Origin of the sequence: Citrobacter sp. Cf088 (assembly GCF_030334295.1) — a bacterium.
Taxonomy (GTDB): domain Bacteria; phylum Pseudomonadota; class Gammaproteobacteria; order Enterobacterales; family Enterobacteriaceae; genus Citrobacter; species Citrobacter freundii.
The window spans coordinates 55,575-71,400 of sequence record NZ_JAOWEE010000029.1 but is presented as its reverse complement, the minus strand read 5'-3'; the positions used below and the strand labels follow the sequence as shown (position 1 = coordinate 71,400).

The window sequence follows — 15,826 nt, the reverse complement described above, 5'->3', positions numbered from 1 at the left end:
ATTTTTGTTAAATTAGCGTGAACTCTGGCGATACATATAAGCCCTGGGAGTATATACCCATTGGGTTTCAGCCTGCGTTGAGGCGGGTATAATTAACTTAACGCATGGCTTTTGCTATGCTGGCGCTCAGAACAAGCGGATAAGAGTTATTATGCAATCCTGGTATTTACTGTACTGCAAACGTGGGCAACTTCAGCGAGCCCAGGAACACCTGGAAAGACAGGCGGTGAACTGCCTGACGCCTATGATCACCCTGGAAAAAATAGTGCGCGGTAAACGTACCACAGTCAGTGAACCACTATTCCCTAATTACATGTTTGTCGAGTTCGACCCGGAAGTGATCCACACCACCACTATCAATGCCACGCGTGGTGTCAGCCATTTCGTCCGTTTTGGCGCGACGCCTGCGACAGTTCCTTCTCCCGTTATTCACCAGCTTTCTATCTACAAGCCTGAAGGAATTGTTGACCCGCAAACTCCTCAGCCAGGGGACAGCGTGATTATTACTGAAGGGGCGTTTGAGGGGCTAAAAGCGATCTTCACCGAACCGGATGGCGAAGCGCGTTCCATGCTACTGCTTAACCTGTTGAATAAAGAGGTTAAGCAGAGCGTGAAAAATACCGGCTTTCGGAAAATTTAAGCCGTTTAGAAGGTCACTTCGAACAGCGTTCGGACGTTAGCATCAATGGTTGCTGACAGCCATTGAGGATTTTCACCGCGCCAGTGGGCAATACGCTCAAGAATATGTGGCAGGTGCGCCGGTTCATTGCGCCGTGACGTCGGTTTAGGCGTTAAGTCGCGAGGGAGTAGGTAAGGCGCATCGGTTTCAATCAGCAGCCTTTCCACCGGAATAAACGGCAGCAGTTCCCGCAGTTCCATCCCCCGGCGCTCATCACAGACCCAGCCGGTGATACCGATATAGAGTCCCCGGTCCACGCAGTCCTGCATCTCCTGTCGCGTTCCGGTAAAACAGTGCAGCACCGCGCCTGGGAGGCTATCCAGCCACGGCTCCAGCAACGTCAGAAAACGCTCGTGGGCATCCCGACAATGCATGAAAATCGGCATCTGCAGTTCAGCAGCAATGCGCAGCTGCGCCTCAAAAGCACGTTCCTGCTCCTGCGGCGTGGAGAAATTGCGATTGAAATCCAGACCGCACTCGCCAATAGCGACCACCTCAGACTGGTTTGCCAGCGCGATAATCTCGTCTTCCGTTGAGGACTGCCATTGGCTGCTGTCATGCGGGTGCACGCCAGCCGTGGACCAGCAATGCGGATAATGCTGTGCCAACTTTAGCGCCTGCTGGCTTTCGTGCAGGTTTGTTCCGGTCAGAAGCATACCGTTTACGCCCGCAGCAAAGGCGCGCGCCACAACATCATCCCTGTCTTTTGCAAATTGTGAACTGGTTAAATTAACGCCAATGTCAAACATGCTACCTCCCATATGACAACCGCCCTGACGGGCGGTTGAATTTACTCTTCTGTTTTCTCGGTGGCTTCGGCTTCTTTTGCTTCTTCAGCCTCGTTGTCCTCATCTCGCGTACGTCGCTTGCCGACATAGAAACGAGAGAAGAAAACGCCCACTTCAAACAGGCAGTACATCGGTATCGCCAACAACGTTTGCGAGAAGACATCTGGCGGGGTCAGTAACATCCCGACGACGAATGCTCCCACCACAACGTAAGGTCGTTTCTTACGTAAATCGTCTGGCGTCGTAATGCCCATCCAGCATAGCAGCACAATGGCGACAGGGACCTCAAAAGAGACACCGAAAGCCATAAATAGCGCCATTACAAAGCTGAGATAGCTGGCAATGTCCGTTGATACCTGCACGCCTTGCGGAGCCGTGTTAGCCAGAAAACCAAACGCCAACGGGAAGACGACAAAATAGGCGAATGCCATGCCGATGTAGAACAGCAACGAACTGGAGACCAGCAGCGGCACAACCAGGCGACGTTCATGTTTGTACAAAGCAGGCGCAATGAATGCCCATACCTGGTAGAGGATCACTGGCGCTGACAGGATCAGCGACACCATGAAGGTCAACTTGATTGGCGTAAAGAACGGCGAAGCCACATCGGTGGCGATCATCGTTGCGCCCTGCGGCATCTGTTTAATCAGCGGCGCTGCAACCATATGGTAAATGTCGTTGGCAAAATAAACCAACGCCAGAAAGATCACGATTACCGCAATAATGCAGTTCAGGAGTCGCTTACGCAGCTCAATAAGATGCGTGATGAGCGGTTGGGTATCTTCTACAGACATGTTTACGGTTTATCACTCGACGAGGATGAGGATTCGACAACAGGTGCGGCAGCTTTCTTTTCTGCATCCATCAACGTGGCGGAAGCGTTTTCCGTCGGCTCTGGCGTTTTAGCACCCGTGGATTCCGGTTTTTGCTCCGGCGAACTGGCCTGATTTTCAGCGGCGGCAGGGGTGACCCCTTCTCGCTGCGCTTCACCTTCTTTCACCACCGGATTATGGATAGTGTGCGCTTCATCGCTCGCTTTCTCAGGATCGTGCACGCTGTATGAACGCTTCATCGATTCCGCCGCTTCACGCAGCTCATCCATTGACGCTTTCAGCTCCGGGGTCAGATTTGTCAGGCTCGCTTTCTCTACTTTCTTCAGGCTGTCCTGAAACTCCTGAAGCTTAAGCTCCTGGGTCAGTTCATTCTGAACAGTAGTTGCCAGGGAACGTAAAGCACGCACCCAGCCAGCCACCGTTTTTACCGCTACGGGTAATCGTTGCGGCCCCAGGACGATGAGGCCGATCACGAACACCAATAACAGTTCGCTAAAACCGATATCAAACACGGATTATACCTGCTCTTTATCTTGGCTTTTGGCGTCTTCCTTTTTCACTTCGCCCTGCTTATCGGTGATAGATTTAGCTGTAAAATCAGCGTCCTGGCTGGTTTTATCTTGCTTAGGCTCATCATCACCCATCGCTTTTTTGAAGCCTTTAATCGATGCGCCAAGATCGGAACCGATGGAGCCGAGTTTCTTGGTGCCAAATAGCAGTACAACGATGACGGCAATGATCAACAACTGCCAAATACTGATACCACCCATACATGTTCCTCTGTCATAGATGATGAATTAATAAGGCCGTAGTATACGTTACACGGCCTGCCTTGGGCGATGAAAAATTCAGCGCATTTTGCGCCAGCCGATTAACCAGGCTAAGACACCGCCTGCCATCAACCAGCCCGGCATAAGCCCCCACTCAGGGCGGCTTACCAGCAGGAATGTTCCACTTAGCAACAATGTTGCGCCAATGCCCAATAAATAACGGGATTGTCCCTGGCGTACATGATTCGCGTGAAGCTCGCGGGCAATCTTATCAACACTGTGCTGTAAATATTTGCCCTGGCGCAAACTGTCATACACCAGTTCAGGTATTTCTGGCATTTTTTCGACCCAGAACGGTGCTTTTTCTTTAAATGCCCTAACGAGCGCCGGAATACCGACCTGATCTTTAATCCAGGATTCGAGGAATGGCTTAGCCGTTTTCCACAAATCTAATTGCGGGTAGAGCTGTCGTCCGACACCCTCAACGTACAGCAGCGTCTTCTGTAGCAATACCAGTTGAGGCTGGACTTCCATATTGAAGCGGCGCGCAGTGTTGAACAAATTCAACAGCACATGACCAAAGGAAATCTCCGCCAGCGGTTTTTCAAAAATCGGCTCGCATACGGTACGAATGGCAAATTCAAACTCTTCTACGTTGGTATCCGGTGGAACCCAACCAGAATCCACGTGCAGTTCAGCAACTTTGCGGTAATCGCGGTTAAAGAACGCAATGAAGTTTTCAGCCAGGTAACGCTTATCTTCTTTGTTTAAAGAGCCCACAATCCCACAATCAATACCAATGTATTTCGGGTTTTCAGGGTGCTCATAACTGACAAAAATGTTCCCGGGGTGCATGTCCGCATGGAAAAAGCTGTCGCGGAAAACCTGAGTAAAGAAGACCTGAACACCACGTTCAGCCAGCAACTTCATATTGGTGCCGTTCTTCTCAAGCGTGGTGACATCTGAAACCGGGATACCGTAAATGCGCTCCATCACCATCATGTTCTGACTGCAATAGTCGGAATACACTTCCGGGATGTACAGCATCGGGCTATCTTCAAAATTACGTCGTAGCTGAATGGCGTTCGCCGATTCGCGCAGCAGATTTAGCTCATCAATCAACGTTTTTTCATATTCACGGACGACTTCTGTTGGTCGCAGGCGACGCCCATCTGGCAGCAGACGAGGAACCCAACGAGCCAGGCGGTAGATCAGTTTTAAATCCGCTTTGATGACCGGCAGTATGTCCGGGCGAATAACTTTGATCACCACCTCTTTGCCATTCGATTTCAATCGCGCAGTGTGAACCTGAGCAACAGACGCAGATGCCAGCGGCGTGATTTCAAAATCATCAAACCATTCCTCGACGGGCAGCCCGCCCATGGCCTCTTCGATTTGTTTTTTCGCTCTAAGCCCATCAAACGGGGCAACACGATCCTGCAATAGCGCAAGCTGATCGGCGATGTGCGGAGGGAAAAGGTCACGACGGGTGGAGAGCATCTGCCCAAACTTGATCCACACCGGGCCGAGTTCCTGTAAAGCCAGTCTCAGCCTTTCTCCCAGCGGTTTGTCTTTATGTCGGTTAGGCATCCAGAACAACGAGTAACGCCACAACCGAAGCGGCAGCGTGATTCGCATTTTGGGGATGAGTTCATCAAGACCGTAGCTTAAAAAAGTGCGAATGATGAAATAAAGGCGCCGTACTTCACCTGGCGTCATTTGGCCTCCAGTTTTTCCAGCCGTTTGGCCAGAGATTCAACCGCGCGCTCAACGGCTGCCGTTTCTTCAGCAAACCATGCAACCTCTAGTGGGCCAGGAGCCATGCGCCACTCTTCGGTGATCGCTTCGGCGACATAGCGCTGCTGGCGCTGAAAGTTATGGCACAGGAACTTCGCTCCACCACGCAAGACTTTGCTGACCCCTTCCGCGACGACATCGCCGGTATAGGGTGCTAACAGTTCTGCAGGATCCAACTCCGCCAGATCGGCCAGCACAACAAAGTTCTGTACTACCTGGATATCACCCTGGACTTCCAGTTCACCGCTGCGGATAAGCGTGGTGAGTTGCTGTCTGTCACGCAATTTCGGTAACACACTGGCATATGTGATTACGGTGCAATCGGCTTCGCCTCCCCACGCCCCCAGCACATCGACCTGGCGCTCACTAAACACCAGGACTAACGATGTTGAAAATCCTTTGAGATCAACACGTAGCACTTTGCCCTGTAAACGCGTTCTGGCTGACTTGAGCGCAGGAGAGCGGTACAGAAAGGTGTTGAGCAGATTTTCAACGCCTGCGGTCACTAAGGGTTTTAAAGGCATCCCCACTCTCCTGTCAGAACTTGTAACCACGATGCAGCGCAACGACACCTGCTGTCAGGTTGTAGTAATCAACGCTTTCGAACCCGGCATCTTGCATCATTGCTTTTAAGGTGTCCTGATCGGGATGCATGCGGATGGATTCCGCCAGATAGCGGTAGCTGTCCGCATCGCTTGCTACCATTGAACCTATACGCGGCAGAACATGGAAAGAGTACGCGTCGTAGGCTTTGCTCAACGGTTCGATAATCGGCTTGGAGAATTCCAGCACCAGTAGACGTCCGCCCGGCTTCAATACGCGGTACATGGAGCGTAATGCTTTGTCTTTATCCGTAACGTTGCGCAGACCGAAAGAGATGGTGATGCAGTCAAACGTGTTGTCAGGGAAAGGTAGTGCTTCCGCATTCGCCTGAACGTACTCAACGTTACCCACCACACCAATATTGCGCAGCTTTTCGCGACCCATTTTGAGCATTGAGTCATTGATATCCGCCAGCACAACTTTGCCGGTTTCGCCTACCATGCGAGAGAATTTCGCCGTCAGATCGCCGGTACCGCCTGCTAAATCGAGAACGGTTTGCCCGCGACGCACGCCACTGCAGTCAATGGTGAAGCGCTTCCACAAACGATGAATGCCGAATGACATTAAGTCATTCATAACGTCATATTTAGAGGCCACAGAATGAAAAACGTGGGCCACCATGTCAGCTTTCTGCTCTTTAGCGACGGTCTGAAAGCCAAAGTGCGTCGTTTCTTGTGAATTATCCACCATCTCAGTGCCTGCTCATTCAAAAAATGTTCGAGAAGTGTAACAGATTGGGCCAATTTGCCCTACCCTTCTGCCGGGTTCAACTACCCCAAATGGACTAGTTTGATTGCTGATTTACCGCTTCACCATCAGGGTAAGACGCATCTTGTTGCGTCTCAGGGACCGAGCGCAAACGGTACTCTTCATCCTGCGTAGTGGCTTGTTCAGCCAGCTCATGATTAATCTCACGCTTAATTTCCACCCCTAAACTGCGAAACGCTTCTGCCTGCGACAGGACGTTTCCACGGCCTGAAGAGAGTTTTTTCATCGCCTGTCGGTAGTTGTCCTGGGCTTTGTCCAGGCTTTGACCTATTGCCGACATATCATCCACAAACAACCGCATCTTGTCATAAAGTTTGCTGGCCCGATCGGCAATTTGTTGCGCATTACGACTCTGATGCTCGTAGCGCCACAGATTGGCGATCGTGCGCAATGCCACCAACAGCGTGGTAGGACTCACCAGCATAATGTTATTTCTAAGCGCTTCGGTAATCAGTTCGGGCTGTCTGTCGAGCGCCAGCAAAAAAGCGGGCTCAACGGGGATAAACATCAGCACATAGTCAAGCGTACGCAGCCCCGGAAGCTGCTGATAGTCTTTGCGGCCCAGCAGACGAATGTGGTTGCGCACCGAGGCGATGTGCTCCTGCAACGCGCTCTCGCGGGTGAATTCATCTTCAGCGTTAAAATAGCGTTCATAGGCGACCAGCGTCATTTTCGCATCAATCACCACATCTTTGCCCTGCGGTAATCGGACAATAACATCTGGCTGCATCCGCGAACGGGCGTCGTTTTCGATGCTGACCTGGGTTTCGTATTCATAGCCTTCGCGCAGACCGGAAGCCTCAAGCACCCGCGTGAGTACCACCTCGCCCCAGTTCCCCTGCGTTTTGTTATCACCTTTTAATGCCCGCGTCAGGTTTACCGCTTCCTGTGCCATCTGCGCATTCAGCTGCTGGAGATTACGAATTTCGTGCGCCAGAGTATGACGTTCCTGTGCCTCTTTACCAAAGCTGTCCTGAACCTGGCGTCGAAATCCGTCCAATTGTTCGCGAAGCGGTGCCAGCAGGCTGTTCAGGCTTTGGCGATTTTGCTCATCTACGCGGCGATTGCTGTGCTCGAATATACGGTTCGCCAGATTTTCAAACTGCTCGCTCAGGCGCTGTTCGCTGTTGATCATCTGACGGATCTTATCTTCCGCATGCTGTTGCGTTGCTTCCAGCCGGGTAGTGACTTCACGGAGATCAGCTTCCAGAGAGGTGTTGATACTGTGCAGGCTGCGCAATTCGTTATTAAGCAGTTCGCACTCATCACGCCAGTGGGCTTCCTGTGAGAGTTGTTGCCGGGCGGCACTTAGCGCGATATCCAGTTCACGTCGTTCTTCGATGAGATCGGCACGGATTCTGTCGGCGTGCGCTTTTGTTGCCAGCCACCCAACCAGCAGCCCTGCGGCTAACGCCAACACGGCACTCATCATAATTGAAATATCCACAACGCCCCCTTACAGCAACGACTTACCCGCACAAAATAGAATTGTGCTGTATAAACGTCCAGTTTAAAAGGAATTTCCTGCGAGGTACTACGCAAAATAAAAAGGCCGAACGCGTCGGCCTTTTTGAATAGACGGGAGAATTACAGTAAACGACGCGCAGCTTCCACCACGATTTTTACTGCATGGCTTTCTGTTTGTTTCATCGTTTCCGCATTAGGGATCTCTTGCTGAGTACGGTTCACGATAACACCCGCGACCATACCGGCACGCAGACCCTGGCTAGCGCACATGGTCAGCAACGTGGCAGATTCCATTTCGTAGTTCATAACGCCCATAGACTGCCACTCTTCCATCGAGCCTTTGAAACGGCTCACGACGCGACCAGAGAAGGTGTCGTAACGTTCCTGGCCCGGGTAGAAGGTGTCAGAAGATGCGGTAACGCCCACGTGGGTAGTGGCGCCGATAGATTTCGCCGCTTCCACCAGCGCGGTGGTGCACTCGAAGTCCGCAACGGCCGGGAACTCCATTGGCGCGAAGTGCAGGCTTGCGCCGTCCAGACGGACAGACGCCGTGGTGACCAGGACATCGCCCACGTTGATATGCGGCTGGATAGCGCCAGTCGTACCGATGCGCAGGAAGGTACGAATGCCCAGCTGTGCCAGTTCTTCTACGGCAATAGAGGTTGACGGGCCGCCGATACCGGTAGAGCAAACGATCACGGCTTTACCATCCAGCTCAGCACGCCAGGTAGTGAACTCGCGATGAGATGCCAGCTTAACCGGCTTATCCATCAGCGCGGCGATCTTTTCCACACGCTCCGGGTCGCCAGGGACGATAGCAAGCGTAGCCCCTTGTAGGTCGCTCTTAGTGAGGCCGAGATGAAAAACATCAGACTTAGACATAAAAACTCCTCTGTGAATCGGTTTTGTCAGAAGAAGCAAAAACACACTTTACCGAAGGCATGAACATATTTTCGTGACAGCCATCACTCTGATGTAAATCAATTGCATTCAATTACCATCAAGCAGTGATGCATATCACATAAATGATGCGATGTAAGGAAGCCCTGCACAAAAGATAGCCCGTTTAAGGCAATGTGGTTCGTTGCATGTGTCTATAGTTAACAATGCGCTTTTTGGCTGAATATTTAAGGGTACGGAGAATACCATGACAACACGACAATCTGGCTTTGCACCTGCTGTATCTCCACCGACGTCTACCACGGTTCACACTCCGGATAACGAAATTATCGCCGGTGTAACGTCCATACCTTCACAAGGCGATGATATGCCAGCGTATCACGCACGACCAAAACAAACCGATGGCCTGCTTCCCGTGGTCATTGTCGTGCAGGAGATTTTTGGTATTCATGAGCACATTCGTGACGTTTGCCGCCGTCTGGCTCTGGAAGGGTATCTGGCTATCGCACCAGAACTCTATTTTCGCGAAGGCGATCCCAATGACTTTGCCGATATCCCCACGTTGCTCAGCGGCCTTGTCGCCAAAGTGCCTGACTCTCAGGTACTGGCCGATCTGGACCACGTCGCCAGTTGGGCCTCCCGCAACGGAGGAGATGCGCACCAACTGATGATCACCGGATTCTGCTGGGGTGGACGCATTACCTGGCTGTATGCCGCACATAATCCGCAATTAAAAGCGGCGGTAGCGTGGTACGGCAAACTGGTGGGTGATAAAACCCTCAACTCGCCGAAACATCCCGTTGATATCGCAACCGATCTTAACGCCCCCGTTTTGGGACTTTATGGCGGCCAGGACACCAGCATTCCACAAGATACCGTTGAAACAATGCGTCAGGCGCTACGCGCCGCCAATGCGAAAGCGGAAATCGTGGTCTATCCCGATGCCGGACATGCCTTCAACGCTGATTATCGCCCGAGCTATCACGAAGAGTCCGCGAAAGACGGCTGGCAGAGAATGCTGGAGTGGTTCGCGCAATACGGTGGGAAGAAATAATTCCCGGCAGGCAAACCAATAAACAAAACGGAGGCATCAGCCTCCGTTTTGTTTTTACGCCTGACGCAGATTCTGCGCCGCTTTAACCATGTTTGCCAGCGCGGCGCGGGTTTCCGGCCAACCGCGCGTTTTCAGACCGCAGTCCGGGTTCACCCACAGACGCTCAGCCGGAATACGCTGCTCGGCTTTCTTCAGCAGAGCTTCAATCCACTCCACGCTCGGGACGTTCGGCGAGTGAATGTCGTAGACGCCCGGCCCGATTTCGTTCGGATAGTCGAACTCTTCGAACGACTCCAGCAGCTCCATATCAGAACGTGAAGTCTCAATAGTGATCACGTCCGCGTCCAGCGCCGCAATGGAGTCCATGATGTCGTTGAACTCGCAGTAACACATGTGGGTGTGGATCTGGGTTTCATCCTTCGCCACTGCCGCGTTAATACGAAAGGCTTCCACGCCCCACTCCAGATACGCCGCCCAGTCGCTGCGACGCAGCGGTAAACCTTCACGCAGTGCCGGCTCATCAATCTGGATAATGCCGATCCCCGCCGCTTCCAGATCCGCAACTTCATCACGCAACGCCAGCGCAATCTGCTTCGCGATGGTTTCACGCGTCACGTCTTCACGCGGGAATGACCAGCAAAGAATGGTCACCGGACCGGTCAGCATACCTTTTACCGGTTTGTCGGTCAGCGACTGGGCATACTTCGCCCACTCCACGGTGATCGCTTCCGGGCGGCTGACGTCGCCAATCACCACCGGCGGCTTCACGCAACGGGAGCCATAGCTCTGTACCCAACCGTTCTGGGTAAAGACGAACCCGTCCAGATGCTCACCAAAGTATTCCACCATGTCGTTACGCTCGGCTTCACCGTGTACCAGCACGTCGAGCCCCAGACGCTCCTGTTCGGCGATCGCCTGTTTGATATGTTCCGCGATACCGGTGCGGTAGTTACCGGCATCCAGGTTGCCCTTTTTGAAGTCCAGACGCAGGCCGCGAATTTCCGTGGTTTGCGGGAATGAGCCGATAGTCGTGGTCGGCCATGCCGGCAGATTAAAGCGGGCACGTTGCGCCTCAGCACGAACCGGATAAGCGTTGGCGCGCTGGCTGTCCTGGGCGGTGATTGCCGCCAGACGTTTTTCCACTGCGGCGTTGTGGACACGAGTAGAGTGACGACGAGCCTGAATCGGTGCGCTCCATTCGACAATTGCCGCCGTATCACCGGTGTTCAACGCATCACGCAGCAGCGCCAGCTCGCCGCATTTTTGCAGGGCGAAGGCAAACCAGCTCTTCACCTCTGCATCAAGGCGGGTTTCCACGCTGAGATCGATGGGGCTGTGCAGCAGGGAGCAGGAAGAAGCCACCCACAGGTCACGTTTCCCAACGATATCTTTAATTTGCGCATATTTTTCGCTGAGATCGGCGCGCCAGACGTTGCGTCCGTTCACCAGGCCCGCTGACAGCAGCCAGTCGGCAGGCAGACGTTTGTGCAGCTCGGCGACATCATCTTTACCGTGCACGAAGTCAACGTGCAGTCCCTGCACCGGCAGCGCGGTAATGGTATTCAGGTTTGGCGTTACGCCTTCGAAGTAGGTGGTCAGTAGCAGCTTCACCTGGCCCTGCAGGGCATCATAAGCCGGTTTAAAGGCATCCAGCCACGCTTGCGGCAGCTCCAGTACCAGTGCCGGTTCATCAATCTGCACCCACTCAATACCCCGTTTTGCCAGCTCAGACAGCACCTGCTGGTAAACCGGCAGAATGTCGTTCAACAGACTCAGGCGGTCAAACTGTTCGCCCTTCACTTTCCCCAGCCACAGGTAAGTTACCGGCCCCAGCAGCACAGGTTTCACCTTATGGCCAAGCGCCAGCGCTTCGTCTACTTCATCCAGCAGTTGCGTCCAGGTCAGTTTGAACTGCTGACCTTTGGTGAACTCCGGCACCATGTAGTGATAGTTGGTGTTAAACCATTTAGTCATTTCTGCCGCCGCCGCTGGCTCACCGGTCGGTGCGCGGCCACGGCCAATACGGAATAAGGTATCGATATCGACCGAGCCGTCTTTATTCTGATGACGAGCCGGAACGTTGCCGAGCAGCAGGCTGGTAGTCAGCACGTGATCGTACCAGGCAAAATCACCTACCGGCAGCAGGTCAACACCCGCCTGCTTCTGCTGATCCCAGTGGCGGGCACGCAGCTCGCGGCCAACGGTCAGCAACTCTTCACAGGAAGAATTTCCCGCCCAGTAGCTTTCTTGCGCTTTCTTCAACTCGCGACGCAGGCCAACGCGAGGGAAACCGAGGGTGTGATTAAGTATTGTCATTATATGCCTCTTATTTAATTTGCAGGTTTTAGCCATCCAGATGTTTACACCGCTATATTTCGCAAGTACTGTATATTCCTCAAGCGCAATTTGTTCATGCCGAAGTGAAGGACTTTCATGATCGAGATTAAACACCTGAAAACGCTCCAGGCGTTGCGGAATAGTGGTTCGCTGGCAGCCGCCGCGGCGACGTTGCATCAGACCCAATCCGCCCTTTCTCACCAGTTCAGCGATCTGGAGCAGCGCCTTGGCTTTCGACTTTTTATCCGTAAAAGCCAGCCTCTGCGCTTTACGCCGCAGGGAGAAATCCTGCTGCAGTTAGCCAATCAGGTGTTGCCGCAAATTGGTCGTGCGCTGCAGGCTTGCAACGAACCGCAGCAAACCCGGCTGCGAATCGCCATTGAATGCCACAGCTGTATCCAGTGGCTGACGCCCGCGCTGGAGAATTTTCGTGCCAACTGGCCGCAGGTGGAGATGGACTTTAAATCCGGTGTAACGTTTGATCCGCAACCGGCGCTACAGCAAGATGAGCTGGATCTGGTATTAACCTCCGACATTCTGCCGCGCAGTGGACTGCACTACTCACCGATGTTCGATTTTGAAGTCCGCCTGGTACTGGCGCCGGATCATCCGTTAGCCAGCAAAACGCAAATCACGCCGGAAGATTTGGCCAGCGAGACGCTGCTCATTTACCCAGTGCAACGGAGTCGACTGGATGTATGGCGGCATTTCCTGCAGCCTGCAGGTGTTAGTCCGTCGCTGAAGAGCGTGGATAACACCCTGCTGCTGATTCAGATGGTTGCAGCCAGAATGGGTATCGCGGCGTTACCGCACTGGGTGGTGGAGAGTTTTGAACGCCAGGGTTTAGTAGTGACTAAAACCCTGGGTGATGGATTGTGGAGCCGACTGTACGCCGCCGTGCGTGATGGCGAGCAGCGACAGCCGGTCACAGAAGCGTTTATTCGCTCAGCGCGGAATCACGCCTGCGATCATCTGCCGTTTGTGCGGAGTGCGGAACGACCCACTTTCGATGTACCCACAGTGAAGCCACTATCACAGCCGCACCAATGATGAAGCTTGGCCAGTGAGGTTGTTGATGCCAGATAGCCAGGTTAACCAACAGCCCGGCCGGGACATGCATATTGTTCATGATGCCCAGCGTGCCCGCATCCACCTGGGTCGCGCCGTAGTTCCACATAAAGTAACCAATGCCGGACGCTGCCACGCCAAGAAAGACCAGAATTCCCCACTGTAGCGTGGTTGCAGGCATTTTCTGCGCATTGCCCAGCATGAACCAGGCCACGACAGCCACCATAAAGGCGCCCATATAAAACCAGGCAAAGGCGTTGTGCTGCGGCATTGGCCGCGTTTCCATCAGACGTTTATAGCCCACCATACCAATAGCAAAGCTGATATTGGACAACTGCACCAGCAGCAGACCGGTCCAGAAGTGGCTGGTCACCTGATCATAACGAATGATCCCCGCGCCAATCACCGCCAGTAACGCACTAAAGGCGTAACTCCAGCGCAGACGACGTCCGCTCATCAGATCATAAATCAGCGTAATATAGAGCGGCGTCAGCACGGTAAAGAGCAGCAGTTCTGAAACCGTCAGGTACAGATAGGCGTGAAAACTCAGCATATACATAATGCCAAGCTGCATGGCACCCACCAGCATATACAGCGCGATCGTTTTTACGCTGTGCCCGCGGGTACGTAAGAACGGCAGGAACACCAGCGCCGCGAGTCCAACGCGCACCAGCACCGCAAAATAGCTATCGACATGACCGGCAAGGTACTCGCCAAACAGGCTGAAGGAAAAGGCCCACAAAATAGTGGTAATGATGAGTAGCGCCACAATGGATGTCTCTTAGAACAGGGAACGTCCATTGTAGCGGAGAGTTTAGTTGACAACTGGTCAACTAAAGAACAATCACTTTAAAAAGAGATCGCGCAGGTAGTGCGGCACGGCATCGTCAGCATTAAGACCAATGACTTCCAGTTCTGGGTGCAGATCCTTCAGGCGCTGGTGGGCATTGCCCATGATGCAGCCTTTGCCCGCCATGGAGAGCATTTCCGCATCGTTCATCCCGTCGCCAAAAGCGATGCAGTCTTTCAGGCTGTAGCCCATCGCTTTCGCTACCGCTTCCAGCGCATGACCTTTCGACACGCCGCCCGCCATGACTTCCAGACAGGTAAGCGTAGAGAAGCTGACGTTGACGCGATCGCCCCAGCGGGCGTTAATCGCCTGCTCCAGCGGTAGCAGTCTTTCGTGAGAGTCGGTGGTGAAGAACACTTTGCTGACGCCTTCAGGCTCCAGTAATGCAGGTTCAAACAGGGAATAATTAAACACTGCTTCTTTGAAGAATCGCATTTCGTCCGGACGATGGCGATTCATAAACCATTCATCATCGCGATAAACGTTGGTCACGATGTCCGGGTTTGCATTCACTACGCCAAACAGGTCGCTGGCAATGTCGCGATCCAGGTTATGGGAAAAAACCAGATTCCCGTCAGAATCATGCACCCGCGCGCCGTTGGACGTGATCATGTAGGTTTTAATGCCGAGGTTATCGCGAATTTGCCCCACATCAACATGATGACGGCCAGTCGCAAACACGAAGTTAACGCCGCGAGCGGTCAATAACTTCAGCGTCTCTTTGGCATAAGGGGACAGAGTATGGTCGGGGGAAAGCAGCGTACCGTCTAAATCAGACGCAACAACCTGATACATAAGAAAATTCAACCTCTAGGCAAAGCGGGTTCCGCTGGATGAGTTATGCTTGTCGAAAAATTCGACAATAGCGTTAAGCGCGACTGAGCGCATGGCGTCCTTTTCAAAAAGGATCTCATGGTACGCGCCTTTTATGACAAGCGGCTGACCTCCTTCTACAGGATGGCCCGCTGCGGCGCGGAGTTCACAAAAACGATCGTGCATGCGGTTATCCACTACACGTTCTTCTTCAGCCTGAATCAGCAGCGTCGGCGTCGTATCATCCCCAGCGCCAGCCAAAACCTGTTCACCAGCCAGAATCCCTTCGCGTACCCAGTGATAGGTAGGACCGCCAACGCGCAACCGCGGCTCATCAGCATAGAAGCGTAGATTGCGCCGATAGCGCTGTCGACTATGGGTTAACGCATTCATACCGAACGGCAGCGCCCGCCAGCGCCCGGTTCCCATCGCATAGCCTTCGCGGATCCGCGGGTGCCCTTCAGCCCAGTCCAGAATGTGGCGCACCATCCAGTCGGGAAAGCGCATCACAATACCAAACATCGGTGCACAAAGCGCGATGGCATCACACTGATTCGGGTGGCGCTGCAGGAATAACGTGGCAATCGCCCCGCCCATTGAATGCGCCAGGATATAGCGTTTTCTCCACGGACCGGGTAGCACCTCCTGCTGCCAGAAGGCGGTTAGATCGTCGACATAGTCATTAAAGTTATCGACATGACCGCGATGTGGATCCGAAAGCATTCGCCCGGAACGCCCCTGACCACGGTGATCGATAATGAGCACGTCAAAACCAGAATGAAACAGGTCATACGCCAGTTCAGCGTATTTCACATAGCTTTCAATGCGTCCAGGACAGACGACGATGACGCGATCGTTTTTTTCTGCATGAAAACGCACAAAATGTACGGGGATATCATCCACACCCGTAAATTCCGCTTCTTCCCGCTGACGCCAGAAATCTGTCAGTGGCCCCATGGAAAAAGCAGCAAACGCGTTTTCTCTTGTTTCCCAGTCCTTTTGCTGCTGAAACATCGGGTATCCAGCCTCGCTGACCAAGTAAAATCGTTTTTTTCGCCGTCGCTGATACAACCTAACGGCAGTAGCGTATTGTGGCATA

16 protein-coding genes are annotated in these 15,826 nt (G+C 53.1%); 3 read left to right on the top strand and 13 right to left on the bottom strand.

Annotation, left to right across the window (positions count from 1 at the left end):
* The first annotated feature begins 151 nt into the window (after window positions 1–151).
* Window positions 152–640, top strand: coding sequence for a transcription/translation regulatory transformer protein RfaH (gene rfaH / locus OGV71_RS02405; RefSeq protein ID WP_003017881.1), 489 nt, complete (start codon window positions 152–154; stop codon window positions 638–640).
* A gap of 5 nt (window positions 641–645) precedes the next feature.
* Here the strand turns inward: rfaH and tatD are convergent, their stop codons facing one another.
* From tatD to udp, 9 genes are all read right to left on the bottom strand, one after another.
* Window positions 646–1,428, bottom strand: a complete 783-nt coding sequence (tatD, locus tag OGV71_RS02400; protein WP_003017882.1) for a 3'-5' ssDNA/RNA exonuclease TatD — start codon at window positions 1,426–1,428, stop codon at window positions 646–648.
* Window positions 1,429–1,469: 41 nt separating this feature from the next.
* A complete protein-coding gene (gene tatC / locus OGV71_RS02395; RefSeq protein WP_003017884.1) occupies window positions 1,470–2,261 on the bottom strand; it encodes a Sec-independent protein translocase subunit TatC in 792 nt (263 codons plus the stop codon).
* A gap of 2 nt (window positions 2,262–2,263) precedes the next feature.
* The gene (gene tatB / locus OGV71_RS02390) at window positions 2,264–2,812 is read right to left on the bottom strand and encodes a Sec-independent protein translocase protein TatB (RefSeq protein WP_071696836.1); all 549 of its coding nucleotides are present in this window, start codon (window positions 2,810–2,812) and stop codon (window positions 2,264–2,266) included.
* Window positions 2,813–2,815: 3 nt separating this feature from the next.
* Entirely contained in the window at window positions 2,816–3,070 is a 255-nt protein-coding gene (gene tatA, locus OGV71_RS02385) for a Sec-independent protein translocase subunit TatA (RefSeq protein WP_003017888.1), read from the bottom strand.
* Window positions 3,071–3,148: 78 nt separating this feature from the next.
* Window positions 3,149–4,789 carry a ubiquinone biosynthesis regulatory protein kinase UbiB gene (ubiB, locus tag OGV71_RS02380; RefSeq protein ID WP_003841233.1) on the bottom strand — a complete coding sequence of 547 codons (1,641 nt, stop codon included), beginning with the start codon at window positions 4,787–4,789 and terminating at the stop codon, window positions 3,149–3,151.
* Entirely contained in the window at window positions 4,786–5,391 is a 606-nt protein-coding gene (ubiJ, locus tag OGV71_RS02375) for a ubiquinone biosynthesis protein UbiJ (protein WP_204583135.1), read from the bottom strand. The genes ubiB and ubiJ overlap by 4 nt, the downstream gene beginning before the upstream one ends.
* 13 nt (window positions 5,392–5,404) lie before the next feature.
* Window positions 5,405–6,160, bottom strand: a complete 756-nt coding sequence (gene ubiE, locus OGV71_RS02370; RefSeq protein WP_003017897.1) for a bifunctional demethylmenaquinone methyltransferase/2-methoxy-6-polyprenyl-1,4-benzoquinol methylase UbiE — start codon at window positions 6,158–6,160, stop codon at window positions 5,405–5,407.
* Window positions 6,161–6,254: 94 nt separating this feature from the next.
* On the bottom strand, window positions 6,255–7,685 hold the full coding sequence (gene rmuC / locus OGV71_RS02365; protein ID WP_204583136.1) for a DNA recombination protein RmuC: 1,431 nt from the start codon (window positions 7,683–7,685) through the stop codon (window positions 6,255–6,257).
* A gap of 140 nt (window positions 7,686–7,825) precedes the next feature.
* Window positions 7,826–8,587: a uridine phosphorylase gene (gene udp / locus OGV71_RS02360; protein WP_003017903.1), complete on the bottom strand. Its 762-nt coding sequence runs from the start codon at window positions 8,585–8,587 to the stop codon at window positions 7,826–7,828.
* 265 nt (window positions 8,588–8,852) lie between these two features.
* Here udp and OGV71_RS02355 point away from each other — a divergent pair, with 265 nt between their 5' ends.
* The gene (locus OGV71_RS02355) at window positions 8,853–9,659 is read left to right on the top strand and encodes a dienelactone hydrolase family protein (RefSeq protein ID WP_016151242.1); all 807 of its coding nucleotides are present in this window, start codon (window positions 8,853–8,855) and stop codon (window positions 9,657–9,659) included.
* Window positions 9,660–9,713: 54 nt separating this feature from the next.
* On the opposite strand, the gene metE is transcribed toward OGV71_RS02355, so the two are convergent.
* Window positions 9,714–11,975 (bottom strand): 5-methyltetrahydropteroyltriglutamate--homocysteine S-methyltransferase, encoded by a 2,262-nt coding sequence (gene metE / locus OGV71_RS02350; protein WP_061547944.1) that lies wholly within the window; start codon window positions 11,973–11,975, stop codon window positions 9,714–9,716.
* 117 nt (window positions 11,976–12,092) lie between these two features.
* Here metE and metR point away from each other — a divergent pair, with 117 nt between their 5' ends.
* Window positions 12,093–13,046 (top strand): HTH-type transcriptional regulator MetR, encoded by a 954-nt coding sequence (gene metR, locus OGV71_RS02345; protein WP_003017908.1) that lies wholly within the window; start codon window positions 12,093–12,095, stop codon window positions 13,044–13,046.
* Here the strand turns inward: metR and OGV71_RS02340 are convergent.
* The 3 genes from OGV71_RS02340 to pldB form a co-directional block, all read right to left on the bottom strand.
* Window positions 12,934–13,833, bottom strand: coding sequence for a carboxylate/amino acid/amine transporter (locus tag OGV71_RS02340; RefSeq protein ID WP_003017909.1), 900 nt, complete (start codon window positions 13,831–13,833; stop codon window positions 12,934–12,936). The two genes, metR and OGV71_RS02340, sit on opposite strands and share 113 nt — an antisense overlap.
* Before the next feature lie 75 nt (window positions 13,834–13,908).
* Entirely contained in the window at window positions 13,909–14,709 is an 801-nt protein-coding gene (gene yigL / locus OGV71_RS02335; RefSeq protein WP_003017910.1) for a sugar/pyridoxal phosphate phosphatase YigL, read from the bottom strand.
* A gap of 15 nt (window positions 14,710–14,724) precedes the next feature.
* Complete coding sequence (gene pldB, locus OGV71_RS02330) at window positions 14,725–15,741, bottom strand: lysophospholipase L2 (protein ID WP_204583137.1); 1,017 nt, start codon at window positions 15,739–15,741, stop codon at window positions 14,725–14,727.
* Window positions 15,742–15,826 lie beyond the last annotated feature (85 nt).